The 16,249-nt window shown below is 51.4% G+C and carries 14 protein-coding genes and 2 tRNA genes; 7 read left to right on the forward strand and 9 right to left on the reverse strand.

The window, feature by feature from the left end:
* Window positions 1–116: 116 nt before the first annotated feature.
* Both BZG75_RS01160 and BZG75_RS01165 read right to left on the reverse strand, forming a co-directional pair.
* Entirely contained in the window at window positions 117–2,549 is a 2,433-nt protein-coding gene (locus tag BZG75_RS01160; RefSeq protein WP_077575915.1) for an ABC transporter permease, read from the reverse strand.
* Window positions 2,539–3,225: an ABC transporter ATP-binding protein gene (locus tag BZG75_RS01165; RefSeq protein ID WP_077575916.1), complete on the reverse strand. Its 687-nt coding sequence runs from the start codon at window positions 3,223–3,225 to the stop codon at window positions 2,539–2,541. Before BZG75_RS01165 ends, BZG75_RS01160 begins: the two co-directional genes overlap by 11 nt.
* Here BZG75_RS01165 and tesA point away from each other — a divergent pair.
* From tesA to BZG75_RS01180, 3 genes are all read left to right on the forward strand, one after another.
* Window positions 3,224–3,835, forward strand: a complete 612-nt coding sequence (gene tesA, locus BZG75_RS01170) for a multifunctional acyl-CoA thioesterase I/protease I/lysophospholipase L1 (RefSeq protein ID WP_077575917.1) — start codon at window positions 3,224–3,226, stop codon at window positions 3,833–3,835. The genes BZG75_RS01165 and tesA overlap by 2 nt on opposite strands.
* Window positions 3,836–3,864: 29 nt before the next feature.
* Window positions 3,865–4,710, forward strand: coding sequence for an SDR family oxidoreductase (locus tag BZG75_RS01175; RefSeq protein ID WP_077575918.1), 846 nt, complete (start codon window positions 3,865–3,867; stop codon window positions 4,708–4,710).
* Between the two features lie 437 nt (window positions 4,711–5,147).
* On the forward strand, window positions 5,148–6,002 hold the full coding sequence (locus tag BZG75_RS01180; protein WP_077460075.1) for a co-chaperone YbbN: 855 nt from the start codon (window positions 5,148–5,150) through the stop codon (window positions 6,000–6,002).
* Between the two features lie 4 nt (window positions 6,003–6,006).
* Here BZG75_RS01180 and cueR read toward each other — a convergent pair whose 3' ends face one another.
* Window positions 6,007–6,468 (reverse strand): Cu(I)-responsive transcriptional regulator, encoded by a 462-nt coding sequence (cueR, locus tag BZG75_RS01185; RefSeq protein ID WP_077575919.1) that lies wholly within the window; start codon window positions 6,466–6,468, stop codon window positions 6,007–6,009.
* Window positions 6,469–6,572: 104 nt separating this feature from the next.
* Here cueR and BZG75_RS01190 point away from each other — a divergent pair, with 104 nt between their 5' ends.
* Together BZG75_RS01190 and BZG75_RS01195 are read left to right on the forward strand one after the other, a co-directional pair.
* Entirely contained in the window at window positions 6,573–9,380 is a 2,808-nt protein-coding gene (locus BZG75_RS01190) for a cation transporter (RefSeq protein ID WP_199878823.1), read from the forward strand.
* A gap of 12 nt (window positions 9,381–9,392) precedes the next feature.
* A complete protein-coding gene (locus BZG75_RS01195; protein ID WP_077575921.1) occupies window positions 9,393–9,830 on the forward strand; it encodes a DUF411 domain-containing protein in 438 nt (145 codons plus the stop codon).
* A 118-nt stretch (window positions 9,831–9,948) separates the two neighbouring features.
* Here BZG75_RS01195 and BZG75_RS01200 read toward each other — a convergent pair.
* A tRNA-Pro gene (locus tag BZG75_RS01200) sits at window positions 9,949–10,025 on the reverse strand.
* Window positions 10,026–10,152: 127 nt separating this feature from the next.
* A tRNA-Pro gene (locus tag BZG75_RS01205) sits at window positions 10,153–10,229 on the reverse strand.
* A 305-nt stretch (window positions 10,230–10,534) separates the two neighbouring features.
* Between BZG75_RS01205 and BZG75_RS01210 the strand changes: the two genes are divergently transcribed.
* Both BZG75_RS01210 and smrA read left to right on the forward strand, forming a co-directional pair.
* A complete protein-coding gene (locus tag BZG75_RS01210; protein ID WP_025675231.1) occupies window positions 10,535–10,672 on the forward strand; it encodes a DUF3149 domain-containing protein in 138 nt (45 codons plus the stop codon).
* A gap of 144 nt (window positions 10,673–10,816) precedes the next feature.
* Window positions 10,817–11,401: a DNA endonuclease SmrA gene (gene smrA, locus BZG75_RS01215; RefSeq protein WP_025744495.1), complete on the forward strand. Its 585-nt coding sequence runs from the start codon at window positions 10,817–10,819 to the stop codon at window positions 11,399–11,401.
* 62 nt (window positions 11,402–11,463) lie between these two features.
* Here smrA and BZG75_RS01220 read toward each other — a convergent pair whose 3' ends face one another.
* From BZG75_RS01220 to BZG75_RS01235, 4 genes are all read right to left on the reverse strand, one after another.
* Window positions 11,464–12,081, reverse strand: coding sequence for a LysE family translocator (locus BZG75_RS01220; RefSeq protein ID WP_077460070.1), 618 nt, complete (start codon window positions 12,079–12,081; stop codon window positions 11,464–11,466).
* A gap of 18 nt (window positions 12,082–12,099) precedes the next feature.
* Window positions 12,100–12,573: a Cys-tRNA(Pro) deacylase gene (gene ybaK, locus BZG75_RS01225; RefSeq protein ID WP_077575922.1), complete on the reverse strand. Its 474-nt coding sequence runs from the start codon at window positions 12,571–12,573 to the stop codon at window positions 12,100–12,102.
* A gap of 96 nt (window positions 12,574–12,669) precedes the next feature.
* Entirely contained in the window at window positions 12,670–14,343 is a 1,674-nt protein-coding gene (ushA, locus tag BZG75_RS01230; RefSeq protein ID WP_077575965.1) for a bifunctional UDP-sugar hydrolase/5'-nucleotidase UshA, read from the reverse strand.
* A gap of 271 nt (window positions 14,344–14,614) precedes the next feature.
* Window positions 14,615–15,961 carry a Na+/H+ antiporter NhaC family protein gene (locus BZG75_RS01235; RefSeq protein WP_077575923.1) on the reverse strand — a complete coding sequence of 449 codons (1,347 nt, stop codon included), beginning with the start codon at window positions 15,959–15,961 and terminating at the stop codon, window positions 14,615–14,617.
* Window positions 15,962–16,249 lie beyond the last annotated feature (288 nt).

The following is a 16,249-nucleotide window of genomic DNA, read 5'->3' on the forward strand; positions in this document are numbered from 1 at the left end:
ACAAGCGTGTTACTGGCCAGGTTTTGCTGGACGTTTGATACAAAAAAGCGGGTATCAATTTTCTTGATACCCGCTTTGTTATGTGTAAAACGAGGATGCTTTACACCCGCACCGTGTTAACGCCGTTGCGGGTCAATCAGTTTACCCAGCATTGAGGCGACGGTGACAAACACCAATCCCACTGCTAACACCGGTAGCACCGCCCAAAGCTCGGGATGCAAACGAACTTCCATTTCAAAGCCCCATTTGAGCAGCCCTGCCATCGCCGCTTCAGCGCCAAGCACCGCCATTAACCCCGACACCAAGGCCATCACCCCATACTCACTCCACAGAGTGCGTTGAATACGGGTGCGGCTGGCCCCCAAGGTGCGGTAGAGGTTAATTTCCTGCTGGCGTTCGCTCAGGCTGATACGCAGCAAGGTCAGCAGCAGTAGCAAACCGCTAATCACCGCTAGCCCTGCCAACACAGAGAGCGACAAGCCAATTTGACGCAAAATCGATTGAATACGACTGCTCATGGTGCGTAAATCGAGCAGCGTGACGGTTGGGTATTCCCGCGCCAACCGATTGAGCAAGGACGTTTGTGATTCATCAAGCCGGAAGCTCACCAACCAGTTGGCCGGTTTATCGGCGAGTGTGTCACGATCGAAAATAAAATAGAAGTTAGGCCGCATGTTGCGCCATTCGACTTCACGAATCGAGTTGACCGTGGCGGTAAAGTCTTGGCCGGTGACGCTAAAGGTGAGGCTGTCGCCAATCTCAATCCCTAAACGCGCGGCAATATCCGCTTCCACCGAGACGCCATTTTCGGTTGGCCAGTCGCCCGCAAGCACCTCATTATGCGAAGGCAAGGTTTCACGCCAGGTAAAGTTAAGCTCTCGGCGCAGCGCTTCATCGCGCTCGGCTTCATCGGTGGAAACCTGATAGCGCTCGCCATTTTTGCCCACTAACCGCCCGCGCACGATCGGATACGCATCGGATCGCATCAAGCTGGCTTGGTCGAGCTCCCCCACGTAGTCTTGTTGCGCACTTGGGGCAATATTCATGGCAAACACATTGGGCGCATCGGGTGGTAGCATCCGTCCCCAATCGGCGAGCAAATCGGTACGCAGCAGCCAGATGATCGCCAACAGCATAAAGGAAATGGCTAGCGCGCCAAGCTGAACACTGCTGGCGAGCTTGTTGCGGGTGATCCGGCTGAGGGCCAATTTTACCGACGGCGCGCGTACGCGCGATTTCACCAGCTTGAGCAGGCCCAAGCCAGCCAATGCGAGCAGCACGATCATCGCTGCCATCGCCGCTAACACACTCCATAATAAGGTGTTATCAAACGCCCACAGCGCAAGCGCGCCAACCGGAATCGCTATCAGGATAGCGGCGGTACCACGACGATGCCGCCCGCTGCCAGCCTGCGATTGCACGGCTGCCAACGCGGGCGCATCCAGTAATTTCAGCAATGGCACGCCCAGTGCAGGTAATGCCACCAGCAAGGCAACCCCTGGCGCGAGCACCCAGGGCACCCAGCCGTAACTGGGCAGCGGTGAGGGCAATACATCAGTTAGTGGTAAACGCAGGAGCACTTCCAATAGGTAGCCGGCGCCTAAGCCCACCACGGTCGCTAACACAAACAATAAGGTCAGCTGACGCGCTAACCAGCGCCGCACCCACTGCTGACTGGCGCCCAGACTTTTTAGCATCGCCACCAAATCGGCGCGACTTTTGGCATAGTGCTGACACGTGAGCGTTAAGGTGGCCGCGGCCATCACAATCACTAAAACGACGGTAAGAGATAAATACTGGCGGCTGCGATCCAGCATATCGCCAGTACGATCAGAGGTGTTTTCATCCACCCAGCGCTCGCCGTCTTGCAGCGTATAGCTGTCCCTTGCGGCACTTAAACTTGGCTCATCACCGGTTAAGAAATAACGATAACGTACCCGGCTCCCTTCGCGTACCACGCCGGCGGCAGGCACATCATCACGGTGCATCATCACCGCAGGCATTTGGCTAAAAGGATTAAACGACAGCTCTGGCTCGACGGCCAAGGTGCCACTGACGCTTAGATCAAGATTGCCAATCGAGACCTTATCGCCGGGCTTAACATCGAGCAAACTAAACACCCGCTCAGACAGCCATAGCTCACCGGGCTGAATGCGTCGATCTCCCGTTAGGGCTTGGCCATTTTGCTCCAACACCAGATCGCCACGCAACGGATACAGGCTATCCACCGCTTTCACGCTCACCAGCTGCATGTTTTGTTCGCTGAACGCCATGGTGCCGAAGCGGGTTTGTGCTGATACCGTGGTGCCCGCTTGTTTAAAGGTCTCAATTTGCTCGGTGTTCACAGGCTGGCGCGTGCTTAGCACGGTATCAGCAGCAATCAGGTTGCGCCCTTGTTGGGTGAGGACGTTTTCAATCCGATCGGCCAATGCGGAAAGCGCGAACACACAGGTGATAATCAGCGCCAGCGCCACCGCCACCGGCCATATCTGTCCATGCAAAAGCTCTCGCCACGCCCAGCGGTTAAGCAGTCCATTATTACTCGCCATTGACGTGCTCCTGTAGTTTGCCGCTGTCCATCATCAAGGTACGCTGACAGCGTTTGGCCAGCGCCGGATCGTGAGTGACCAACACCAAGGTGGTGCCATGCTTTTCATTCAGCTCAAACAGTAAATCAATAATGGTTGCGGCGGTTTTTTGGTCGAGGTTACCGGTTGGCTCATCGGCAAATAACACGTGCGGGCGGATAATAAAGGCGCGCGCGAGGGCAACACGCTGTTGTTCGCCGCCAGAGAGCTGTGAAGGTAAGTGTGTTTCTCGTCCTTGCAATCCTACCGAGGCCAGCAGTTGCTTGGCGCGGGTTTCGTCTTCGTTTTCGCCACGAATGGTCAGTGGTAGCATCACGTTTTCTAATGCATTCAGTGATGGCACTAAAAGAAAGCTTTGGAACACAAACCCCACCGATTCCGCGCGCAGGGCGGCACGGGCATCTTCGTCCAAGGTGGAAAGCTTGTGCCCGAGCAGATCGACTTCGCCTTCACTGGGCGTATCTAACCCGGCAAGCAAGGTCATAAGGGTCGATTTTCCCGCGCCCGACACGCCCATTAATGCAATCGACTCACCCGCCTCGATTTGTAGCGAGACATCCTGCAAAATGGTAAGCGGCTGTTCGCGTGTCATGACATGTTTTGCAATTTTTTCGGCTCGAATAACAGGAGAGGCCATGTTACGCATCCTTACTTTGTTGTGTTTTTTGTGGGTGAGCAGTGCGAGTGCACAAACGCTCCTCGTCCTCGGTGATAGCCTAAGCGCTGGCTACCAAATGGCAGCTGAACAAGCCTGGCCTGCCAAGCTACCGCGCGCGCTGCAAGATCGCGACCTTGATGTTAAGGTGATCAATGCCAGTATATCGGGTGACACCACAGGCAATGGCCTACAACGTTTGCCGCAACTGCTTGAGCGCCACCAACCTGAGTGGGTGCTGATCGAGCTCGGCGGCAATGATGGCCTGCGGGGTTGGCCGTTCAACCGTATACGAGACAACCTTAAGCAATTGATCACTCAGGCACATACGGGCGATGCCAAGCCGCTGTTAGTACAAATCCAAATTCCGCCCAATTACGGCCAGCGCTATGCGCAAGGGTTTGCTGATATTTATCCTACACTGGCAGAGCAAACACAAACCCCCTTACTGCCCTTTTTTATGGAGTCTGTGATCCAAAAGTCTGAATGGATGCGTGATGATGGCATTCATCCGATGCCGGCCGCCCAAACGTGGATTGCCGAGTTTATGGCAGAGCAACTGGTACCGTATCTGTCACAGCCTGACAGTTAATCAACAATAATCAACCAATAGGGATAACGATGACAGCCACCCCCCCTTTAAAAAACGCGATCCTTATCACCGGTTGTTCAACAGGGATCGGTTTTGCCTGTGCCAACGCCTTGCATGCTCAGGGCCACACGGTGATCGCAAGCTGCCGACAAGCGGAGGATGTCACACGGTTGCAGCAACAAGGATTAACCTGCATTCAGTTAGATGTCTCGGACAGCAACAGCATTGATCGCGCGGTGGCCACGATTGATGAAATGACCGGTGGGGTCTTGTTTGGCCTCTTTAATAATGGCGCTCACGGCCAACCTGGCGCGCTGGAAGATTTGCCTACCGACGCGCTGCGCGCTCAGTTTGAGACCAATGTATTTGGCTGGCACCATTTAACCCAAGCCTTATTACCGATGCTGCTCAGTCATAGCGGGGGACGGATTGTGCAAAACAGCTCGGTGCTTGGCATTGTCGCGCTCAAATACCGTGGAGCCTACAATGCGAGTAAATTTGCGCTTGAAGGCTGGACCGATACCCTGCGTTTAGAGCTGAGCGATACGCCGATTAAGGTGAGCTTGATTGAGCCTGGCCCGATTGAAACAGCGTTTCGTGCCAATGCGCTCAGCGCCTTTAAACACTGGGTCGACCCGAATAAAAGTCGCCACCAGCAAGCCTATCAAAGCCAAATCGACCGTCTTGCTGCAGACGAAGGCGGCAACAAATATACCCTACCCGCCGACGCACTGGTTGCGCCACTGACGCATGCCTTGTTCTCGCCTCGCCCCAAGGTGCGTTATCGCGTCACTCAACCCACCGTATGGATGGCAATTCTCAAGCGACTGCTCCCTAGCCGTTGGCTGGATCGGGTCTTGCTCAAAGGCAGTTAATGCAACAATAAGCCGTCGCGGTAAAAAATGTGCTGACTGCCTCATTTGTCATACTTTTGTCACAGAGGTGGGCTAATCTAATTTGTAATGATGACAAAGGCTCTGGGCAACGGGGCCTTCTTGTTAACAGGTAGCATTATAAAGACAAACACAACAACAGGAGCCGGCGGATGACCTTACATCAGTTAAACTGGCTCTGCTTGAGCGTCGCATTGTGCGTGGTGCTCTTGTTCTAACCCGCACGTGTTATTGTTAAAACGTCGCTTGTTTGCAGACCGACGAAATAGGCCACCAAAAGGTGGCTTTTTCGTTTCTCGCCCCCCTTGTCGGCTTTGCACATTCCATCGAGCTTAAACACGCAATTACAGGGCCAGTTGCTTGAATTTCTGCGCGTTTGCCCCCACCCTTAGTGAAAATCCATATCGTCAGGATCCATGATGAACGCAAACTATATCGTCGAATTAACCGAGCATAATTTTCAGCAAATTCTCGAATCATCGTCACGCACGCCTGTGCTGATTTACTTTTGGGCCAATATGATGCCCGAAAGCGTGGAGCTAAAACCCACCGTCGAACAAATTGCTCACGACAGTCATGGCACCTTTACCCTTGCAACCATTGATTGTGAAGCGCAACAAATGATTGCCGCCCAATTCGGTGTCCGTGCGCTACCAACGCTGGCATTGTTCAAAGATGGTCAGCCAGTGGACGGTTTAGCTGGCCCACAAAACTACGACACAGTGCGCGAAATGCTTGATAAGCACTTACCTAGTCAAGAGAGCCAAGCCTTTGATCAGGCGCGCCAGTTAATGGCAGAGGGCAATTATACCGATGCGCTTGTGATCATTAAGCCGCTGGAGTCCAGCCTTGGCGATAAAGCGGAATACAAGCTTGCCCTTGCAGAATGCTTGGTAGAAACCCACCAGTTTGATGCCGCACAAGCCATTCTTGAGACCATTTTGCTGCAAGATCAAGACGCGACTTATAAGTCATTGATCGCAAAAATTGAATTGCACCATCAAGCCGCAGATGGCCCCGAAATTCGACGCCTGCAAGCGGCGCTTGAAGAAAATCCAGGGGATGCAGGTGTCGCGTATGAGCTGGCTTTGCAGTTTAATCACATTAACCGCAGTGAAGATGCGCTTGAACTCTTGATGGGTATTTTGCGTCGCGATCTTAATTACGCCGACGGTGAAGCCAAGAAAACCTTCATGGATATTTTAGCAGCACTCGGCCAAGGCAACGAGATCGCCTCACGCTATCGCCGCCAGCTCTATTCACTGCTTTACTGATCGTTTAATTGACTGCTGGCGATTGGGTCCCCGATGCGCAACAACTTGTGGCATCGGCTTTTAAATCGCCTAGCTCACTGTCACCGCGCAGTGCTTCGATAATCGGACACTGCGCGTCACCATCGCCCGGACAAGCCTGAGTCAAGGCATGCAGTGTGGTTTTCATCGCCGCCAACTCTGCGATTTTTTCATCAATTTCAACCAGTTTACTCTCTGCTCGCGCTTTGACATCGGCACTACGCAAAGACGGATCGCGCGATAACGCCAATAAATCGCCACTCTCATCTAATGTAAAACCTACCAGCCGTGCACGGCGAATCATTTGTAGCTCACTGACATGCTGTTCGCCGTAATCCCGGTAACCATTATCGGCACGATGCGGCGGGGTGATCAGCCCTTTTTGTTCATAAAAACGGATGGTTTTGCTGGTTAAGCCGGTTTTTTCGGCCACTTGTTGAATTTTCATATTCGTCGCTTGACCTTCCAGTAACTATAAGGTTTACAGTTTAGCTTAACTGAAATTGCGACAACCGCCAACATCTCACGATGAGAGGCTATCAAGGAGAGGCAATGACGACGACCGACACCAAGATCACCTATTACACACTGCCGTTAAGTGGCCTAAGCTGCCAAGGCTGTGTGAAAAAAGTGACGAAAGCGCTCGAGGATATCGACGGCGTTCGCATTGAGGACGTTGACACCCAATCACTCTCGCTTGAGACCTGGGGCGAAAGCGAACAATATTCTCTTCGCCAAGCCGTCTCAGCAATTGAATCGCTTGGCTATCATGTCGGCTACCGCCATCATTTCACGTTAAGTGGCTTAAACTGTGGCCGCTGTGTCGCTAAAGTAGAAGCAGCATTGGACGAGCAGCCCACCGTGTTTACACACGCCGTCAGTAAAACCCATGCCGAAGTGCACACGAGCTTGAGTGCTGATGCACTGATTGAGATTATCCACCAGCTGGGTTATCAAGCGGCGCGCGCATCTGATAATGACGCAAACGTGAGCACTGACAACGAATCACCAGCGCAGACAGACGTACGTAACGCGAATCCAGAAACCTCAGAAGCCTCAGAAGCCTCAGAAGCCTCAGAAGCCTCAGAAGCCAAGTCATCCTCGGTCAATAATCCTGCAGATTCAAGCAAGGCCAGCCGTCAGCAATACGTATTATCCGGTATGACCTGCGCAAGCTGCGTGCAAAGCGTAGAAAACGCGATTAGCGGTGTGGATGGCGTGGCGAGCGTGAGCGTTAACCTAGCCGAGCGTAGCGCGATTGTTAAAGGCAGTGCATCGTCAGACGCCATTGTTGCGGCAGTAGCAAACGCTGGCTATGGCGCGGAAAAAGTCGAAGACGATAATGATCGGCGTGAGCGCCAGCAAACCCAGCAAGCCAACGAGCTAAAAAACTTTAAACGCAGTACGTTCGCGGGCTTAGGCTTGGGGGCGCCACTGATGGCTTGGGGCGTGTTCGGTGGCAGTATGACCATTCAATCGAGCCAAGATCAGTGGGCGTGGGGCGCCATTGCGGTGGTAACCCTCTTGCTTCTTGCAACCGGTGGCCGTCACTTCTTTGCCAATGCCTGGCAAGCGCTGATGCACAAACGTGCCACCATGGATACGTTGGTGGCGCTCGGTACCGGTGCCGCGTGGCTGTATTCCACTGCGGTGGTCATCGCACCTGCATTATTCCCAGAGCAAGCCCGTCATGTGTATTTTGAAGCCTCAGCCATGATCATTGGTTTGATTAGCTTAGGCCATGCGATTGAAGCGCGCGCCCGTGCCAATACGTCTAAAGCACTCGACCAATTACTTGATTTACAGCCACCTACAGCCTTAGTCATTGAAAACGGACAAGAAACAGAGCGTCCGCTTGATGAAGTAAAACAGGGAATGACACTGCGGGTTAAACCTGGCGCTAAGGTACCGGTTGATGGTGAAGTGGTTGATGGCAGCAGCTATATCGACGAATCCATGCTGACCGGTGAGCCTGTACCTGTTCATAAAACAGCGGGGGACACGCTTCATGCCGGGACCGTGAACCAAAAAGGTGGCTTAACCTTTAAAGCCACTGGTGTGGGCAGCGATACCATGTTGGCACGTATTATTGATTTAGTGCGCGAAGCGCAAAGTAGTAAGCCTGAACTGGCGAAGCTTGCCGATCGTATTTCAGCGGTATTTGTGCCTATCGTGGTCGCCATTGCCATTGTTACCGCGGCTATCTGGTATTTTGTCGGTCCAGAGCCGTCGGTTAGCTACATGCTGGTCACCGCGACCACGGTGTTGATCATCGCCTGCCCCTGCGCGCTTGGCTTGGCGACCCCTCTATCCGTTACCGCTGCGGTGGGTCGCGCCGCCGAAGTCGGGGTCTTAATCCGTGATGCTGATGCGCTGCAAACCGCGGCAAAACTGCACACCTTGGTGTTTGATAAAACGGGCACACTGACCCGCGGCCAGCCCGAAGTCACGCATGTGAATGCTATTCACGGCGACCAAGAGCGTCTCATGGCAATTGCTGCCTCACTGGAGCAACACTCCGAGCACCCATTGGCCCAAGCGATTGTTGGCTATGCCAAGCAGCAGACACTTGCGTTGCCGACATCAAATGACTTTAACAGTGAATCTGGCAAAGGGATCCAGGCCAAGATCGAGGGTGAACGTTACTACATCGGCAACCAAGCGTGGATGCAGGCACAAGGGATAGATACTGACGCCCGCCAAACCGATATCGACGCCATGACTCAGCGTGGCGAAACCGCGATTTACCTTGCCAATGCGGACAGCGTACAAGCGCTTATTGGTGTCAGTGATCCGATTCGTGATGATGCCATAGACGCTATCGCTCGCCTGCAACAACAGGGGCTTGAGGTGATCATGCTCTCTGGCGACCACCCAGATACCGCCAATGCCATTGGCCGTCAGCTGGGCATTGATCACGTTATTGCCGGTGTGCTGCCTGATGGAAAATCGGAACAAATCCAGTCTCTCCAACAGCAAGGTAAATGCGTTGCCATGGTCGGTGATGGTATCAATGATGCGCCGGCACTTGCGCAAGCCGATGTCGGTGTGGCGATGGGCAGCGGCAGCGATATTGCGATAGAAAGCGCGCAAATTACGCTGATGCACCAACACCTTGGCGCCTTGGCAGACGCCATTGGGCTATCTCAAGCCGCGGTACGCAACATGAAACAAAATCTCTTTGGTGCCTTTATCTACAACACCTTGGGGATCCCGATCGCTGCCGGCATCCTTTACCCCTTTACCGGCATGTTGCTCAGTCCGGTGATCGCGGGTGGCGCAATGGCGCTCTCTTCGATCACGGTGGTGACCAATGCAAACCGATTACGTTTTTTCAAAATAAAATCAGACGATAAGTAACAAGGAGCGATAATGAAGCGTTTACAACTACTTGTAGCAACAGTGGGCCTAATGAGTGCCTCGGCGATGGCCGCGAGCGGTGTGGTGTATAAATCCCCCAGCTGTGGCTGCTGCGACGATTGGGTTGAGCATATGGAGCAAGCCGGCTTTGAGCTAGAGGTAAAACCGCATGACGACATGGCGTCAGTCAAGCAAGACATGGGCGTCCCAGCTGATATGCAGTCATGTCATACCGCACGTATTAATGGCTATGTGATTGAGGGACACGTTCCTGCCCAAGAGGTGAAAAAGCTCCTGGCCACCAATACGGGGTTAGAAGGACTGGCCGTTGCAGGCATGCCGATTGGCTCACCAGGTATGGAATACGGCGATCGTCAACAGCCTTATACGGTCATGGCGTTTGATAAGGCAGGCAATACCCAAGCATTCCAGCACTACCCTAAGCCTTAAGTGCTGGACCGAGAAAACGAAAAAACCCCAGCCAAAAGGCTGGGGTTTTACGTTGGTCGGTGAAGAGGGATTTGATGGGGCGGCCCCCGACCAAATACGCTCTCCACTACCTGGATAGTGGTCGGTGAAGAGGGATTCGAACCCCCGACCCTCTGGTCCCAAACCAGATGCGCTACCAAACTGCGCTATTCACCGTTAATGCTTTTTACGTCAACCAAGTAACCTTAGATTACTCAGTTTTAAAATAATGGTCGGTGAAGAGGGCTTCGATGCGACCGGGCTCCCGGCCCCCGACCAAATACGCTCTCCACTACCTGAATAGTGGTCGGTGAAGAGGGATTCGAACCCCCGACCCTCTGGTCCCAAACCAGATGCGCTACCAAACTGCGCTATTCACCGACATATGACAAGTTTTACGAACTGATGTTCGTCTTGTCAAGCACAGAGCTATGCGATCAAATGCATCCCCGTCCTGAGGTCGCCTATCATACTCAAGCATCACGAAACCTCAAGCCCTAATCACGTATTTTTTCTCCCCTCTCAGTTAAACGGTGAAAGTCGCATCAGTTGCGAGCAAATTGTGATCGCATCGTGGTTAACAAGTGTTGATAAATTGTTCGACATTTCTATTGATCTTGATCAGTATTCAACACAGTTCCTATTGGCATTCTGACCCTACATTAACGGACACGAGGGTACAGACTATGGACTTTTGGCTTGATCTACTTTTCGGCAACGCCGTGGGCTTGTCATCCATGATTGTCATCATCTGTACATTTGCCCTGATCAGTTTCTTTGGCGGCTATTTTGTCTACAAAGTGATGACATCTAAACCTCAATAACCTGTTTTATTGCCTACCTATCTTTAAGCAAACTTGCTTAACCTAGTGTTACACGGTTGGTCACAGAGTGTGGCGCTAGGTTTCTTTTTTTATTTTCGTTTATACTGTCCCAAATGACTCCACGACGTAGATGGCCCTGTAGTGATGAGTGATAAAAACGAATTTGAGCTATTCCGAGAAATGATGTCTGACGTGGCGCCAATCGAACAGGACACGGTTGAGGACCAAGCCGGACCACACTCGCCGACTGAAGCGCAACTTGCCCGTCAGTACGCAGCACAAAGGTTAGCTCACAGTGATCCTGAGTATCTATCACTGGATTATGCCACCATGGTTAAACCCGACGACGTCATGGCTTATAAGCGGGATGGCGTGCAAGACGGAGTCTTTCGCAAACTACGCTTGGGTAAATATGACATTAATGCTCGGCTTGATCTGCACAAGATGTCGTTGGAAAAAGCCCGTGATGAAATTCTCCGCTTCCTAAAGCAGTGCCAACGAATGGACGTGCGTACCGTGATTATCGTTCACGGTAAAGGCGAACGAAGCAACCCACCGGCAATGATGAAAAGCTATGTCTGCCAGTGGCTGCAACAAATTTCTGACGTGCTCTGCTTTCATTCTGCTCTGCGGCATCAAGGCGGCTCGGGTGCGCTGTATGTGATGCTCAAAAAGAGCCAAGAGAAAAAGTTAGAAACCCGCGAACGGCATCTCAGTCACCGTGCCTGAACAACAAAAAGACTGGCGAGTTGCCAGTCTTTTTGCTTTATTGCTTTATTTTCTTTACTGCTTTACTGCAGCGTAAATACCACGCGTATTGCCAGCGCGATTAAAACCACCCCTGACAGCTTGTCAATCCAAGCGCCACGATGACGGATTTTGTCAACAATGGTGGGGCTTGAGAGCAAAAATGCCACCAATGTATACCAAAGCCCGTCAATCAATAACGGGGTTAGCACAATCACACTGCGACTGAATAAGTCAGACCCTACTGCGACGAATTGACTGAATAAGGCAATAAAAAAGAGCGCCAGTTTAGGGTTTAGCATGGAAATCATCGCGCCATCACGCGCCGCTTCGCTAAGGCTTGCGGTTTTGCCCGCCTCTAGCTTTGCCGCGACGCCGCCTTTGCTCAGGAGTGATTTGATCCCTAACCAACCGAGATACGCCGCCCCTGCGTAGGCGATAATCGTGAACAAGATAGGCGATTGTTTAAAGATAACCGCTAACCCTAACATGGTAATTAACGCATACAGGCCAACACCAAACGCATGGGCCCATGAGGCGACAATGCCATGTAGACGGCTGTTAGCGAGGCTATGTTTTGCCATCACCACCAAGCTGGGCCCTGGTGACATCGCTCCCAGCATACAAACTAAGGCTAACGATGCCCAAATGGTCAATGTCATGCTTGTTTATCCTCTTTTTTACTCGCCAATCGCAGCATACTGCCCCGCGGTTAACGTCATCAGATCGTCCGGGGATAGTTCAATTTCTAAACCGCGACGGCCCGCGCTAACGCACAGGGTTGAAAACTGTTTTGCTGAGGCATCTAAAAACGTCGGTAGACGCTTTTTCTGTCCGAGCGGACTAATGCCACCGACAAGGTATCCGGTTGCGCGTTGTGCCACCTGAGGGTCGGCCATGGTTGCTTTTTTCCCGCCCGCCGCTTTTGCGGCCGCTTTAAGGTTTAAGCTTCCTTTTACCGGCACAATAGCAACGGCCAGCTGTTTACTGTCACCATTGATACAAAACAATAAGGTTTTAAAGACTCGGGCCGGATCCTGCCCCAACGCTTGAACCGCTTCATCGCCAAAATTTGGATTATTTGGATCATGCTCATATTGATGAACCGAGAAGGCAATTCCCTGTTTTTCTGCCAATTTTATTGCTGGCGTCATAATGTTTCTCTACTACTCCAACACCGCATTATCATTACATAAAAAAAGCGGCACTGCATCGGTGCCGCTTTATCTTTATCGCCATTTTATCCGGTTTTATTGGTAAACAATCTCACCTTGTGGCGCATAATCGTTGACGTCGATAGGGCTGTTTGCTTCAAGGTAGTCTTTAAGCACTTCCGCATCGACAAAACCTGTGTTGACGTTACCTGGGTGGTTAGTCAGTTTTGGATAACCGTCACCGCCGGCCGCATTAAAGCTTGGCACGGTAAAGCGATAGGTTTTTTCCATATCAATCGGTTCGCCGCCAATTTTCACATCGTGAACGCTGCCGTTTTCAACCACCATTGAAACGCCGGCAAATTGGACATACGCGCCAGAGTCTGCGGGTTTGGTGCCAACCACATTGAGGTAATCCATCACTTCTTTACCGCTCATGTCGGTGTAAGTGACCATGTTGCCAAATGGCTGCACTTTAAGCACGTCTTTGTAAGTGATATCACCGGCGATTATCGAGTCACGCACACCGCCTGAATTCATCACCGCAAAGTCAGCGTTAGCGCGTTCCATATGCGACTTAGCAATTAAGCGGCCTAGGTTGGTTTGCTGGAAGCGCACCACATCACGATCGCCTTCTAGCTTGCCGTTACTCTCAGCAATCTTAACGTTGAGCTTCTCTTGGCCTTTGTCTTGGTATGGCTTCAAGAAGTCATACAAAGCTTGGTCTTTTGCGATTTCATCTTGAATAAAGACGCGCTGGCTCTCACCATCAACCTTGATTTTCTTTTTCAGGTTCACAGGAATAAGATCGTAGCTGACAAGATTTAAATCGCCATTCTGGAATTCAAACTCGGCTTTACCGACGTATTTACCCCATTCATGGGCTTGCATGATCCAAGCGCCATTTTGCTGGTCTGGCGTACAGGCATCACCAGGCTCGAAACTCTCGTTATACGTGTTCGGTCCTTCCATACAAACCGGCTCTTGTGAATGGCCGCCGATGATAAGGTCAAGGTCGCCATCATCCATATAGCGCGCCAACGCCACATCACCCGGGGCGTTTACACCGCTTTTGCCATCGGCATAGTGGCCCATATGGGTTGCCGCAATAATGATATCCGGCTTTTCGGTTTCTTTGAGCTTGGCGATCACTTTTTTCGCTTCTGCTTTCGGATCACGGAAATCAAGCGAGCCAATGTACTCAGGGTTACCAATTTTCGCGGTATCTTCTGTGGTCAGACCGACAACCGCAATTTTTAAGCCATTGCGCTCAAACATCTCGTAGGCCTGAAATTTACGCTCGCCCGTTTCTTTATCGTAAATGTTGGCAGACAGCATTGGAAAATCGGTCCACTGCATTTGCTGCTCGAGCACGCTCAATGGGTTATCAAACTCGTGGTTACCAATCGCCATGGCGTCGTAACCGATGCGCGTCATCCCTTTAAAATCCGGCTCCGCGTGGAGTAGATCAGACTCTGGGACACCGGTATTGATGTCACCGCCTGAGAGCAGTAGCACTTCACTGCCTTCTGCTTGTGCTTCTGTACGCAGCTCATCGATCAGCGTTTTGCGCGCGGCCATGCCGTATTCGCCATAGCGGTTGTGCCAGAAACGACCGTGATTGTCGTTGGTATGAAGAATGGTGAGTTTATAAGTGGTATCTGGCGCCCAACCTTGCTCTGGTGTCTCAGAGCCTGAGTTGGCACACCCTGCCAATGATGCAATTAACGCAGCACTAACCGCTGCCTTTAAACAAAGACGTTCCTTCATGATCATAGACCTTTTTAGCGAGGGATAAACCACCATCGACATCATTGTCGGTGGTTAGAAAACGCTATCTAGTCTAAAAGAATTGTTGCTATAGCGCTGAGCCATTTCATATTTTTGTTGCGATGATCACTATACGATATCCAAAATTACTGACTTTGGTGATCGGGGCAAAATTTCTAGAGCCAAGACTCTAATCCATTAAAAAACGGTGCAGCCTTTGCTTAGCTAATGAGACAGGCAAAGCCAGCACCGTGGTTTTATCAAGTGACGGTTACGCGCGGCGCGCTTGCCACCAATGACGACTACTGACAGCAATTAAGGCAGAAGCGGCTAAAAAGAAACAGTAGTAAGAATGGCTGACAATCACTAAAGGAGATAGCCCAAAGCTTGCACCGAGTAACAGAATTTGTGCGCCATAAGGAATCATGCCCTGCACGACACATGAAAAGATATCCAACAAGCTTGCACTTCGCTTAGCCGGTACGGAATGCTCAGTTGCTATATTTTTAGCCACTTGGCCCGATACAACAATGGCCACGGTATTATTGGCCGTACACAAGTTAGCGAAAGACACTAACAAGGCGATGCCAAACTCGCTCGCACGAGAGTGATGCTGACCTTGGTTTTTCTGAAAGCGGACAATCACTTTATTGACTGTGTTGGTCAAAAAGCTTAATCCACCTTGGCAACGCATCAATTCAGCAATACCACCAATCATTAACGAGAGTACGAAGATTTCTTGCATGCTGGCAAAGCCGTCTTTGACCTCTTGGCTAAACGTCATCAAGGTAAAGTCAGGCGTGCTCATCAGACCCACACCCATCGCCAGCAAAATACCTGAAGTCAGGACAACAAACACATTTAGTCCCGCCAGTGCCAATACGATGATCGAAAGGTAAGGGATAACCGCCAAGTAGTTAATGCTCTCAGGCGCTTCAACTGGCGCACTTTGATTATTAAATACAAACAGAATGATCGCAGCGATGGCAGCAGGAATGGCAATGCCAACGTTCTCTTTAAACTTGTCACGCATGCTACAGCCTTGTGAGCGCGTGGCCGCGATTGTGGTATCAGAGATAAACGATAAGTTATCGCCAAACATCGCGCCGCTCAGCAATACACCTGCCATGACAGCGGGCGATTGACCGGTTGCAGTGGCCATGTTCAATGCAAAAGGCGCAAGCGCCGCAATGGTGCCCATCGAGGTGCCCATTGCAGTGGAAATAAACGCCGCCATCACAAACAAGCCCGGCAGAATAAGGCTTTCGGGGATCAGCGCTAAACCAAGATTGACCGTGGCTTCCACGCCCCCGGTTGCATCCGCCACCGAAGAAAACGCACCAGCCAGCAAATAGATTAAACACATGGCAATAATATCACCATGTCCCATGCCACGAATGAGCTGCTCAATGGCCGTATTCAGGCGCTCGCGGCTTAGGCCAATGGCCAAGATTACCGCGGGTAAAATCGCGACGTGTGCAGGCAATTGATAAAAGGCGTAGTCGACACCTTCTAAGGTAAAATACACGCCCGATCCAATAAAAAGGATTAAAAATAAAATCAGGGGAAGCAGTGCAAGCGCAGAAGGCTTCGGTGTGGTGTTTGCTGATGTTGTCATGGCAGTTTTGTTATACCTCTTATAAAACTGTCAACAAGATTACAGCCCTCTAGCCGTCCAGTCAACAAATAGACGTCTAAACATCTAAAAACCTTAACGGCTCGTACTCACTGCTAGACAGTGTTTCGCAACCAAAGCTGATCTTGCCAGCAAGGCGAACCCAAACAAGTGACACTGTGGCAGACGAAAAGACAGCGACAATAGCCGAATACATCGGACAACGCTGTTTGTCGGTCGAGCTACTTGGACTTATCAGGAAGGATAGCGAAGGAAGCGGCGGTACACCGC

The organism is Salinivibrio sp. AR640 (genome assembly GCF_001995405.1).
In the GTDB taxonomy this organism is placed as follows: domain Bacteria; phylum Pseudomonadota; class Gammaproteobacteria; order Enterobacterales; family Vibrionaceae; genus Salinivibrio; species Salinivibrio costicola.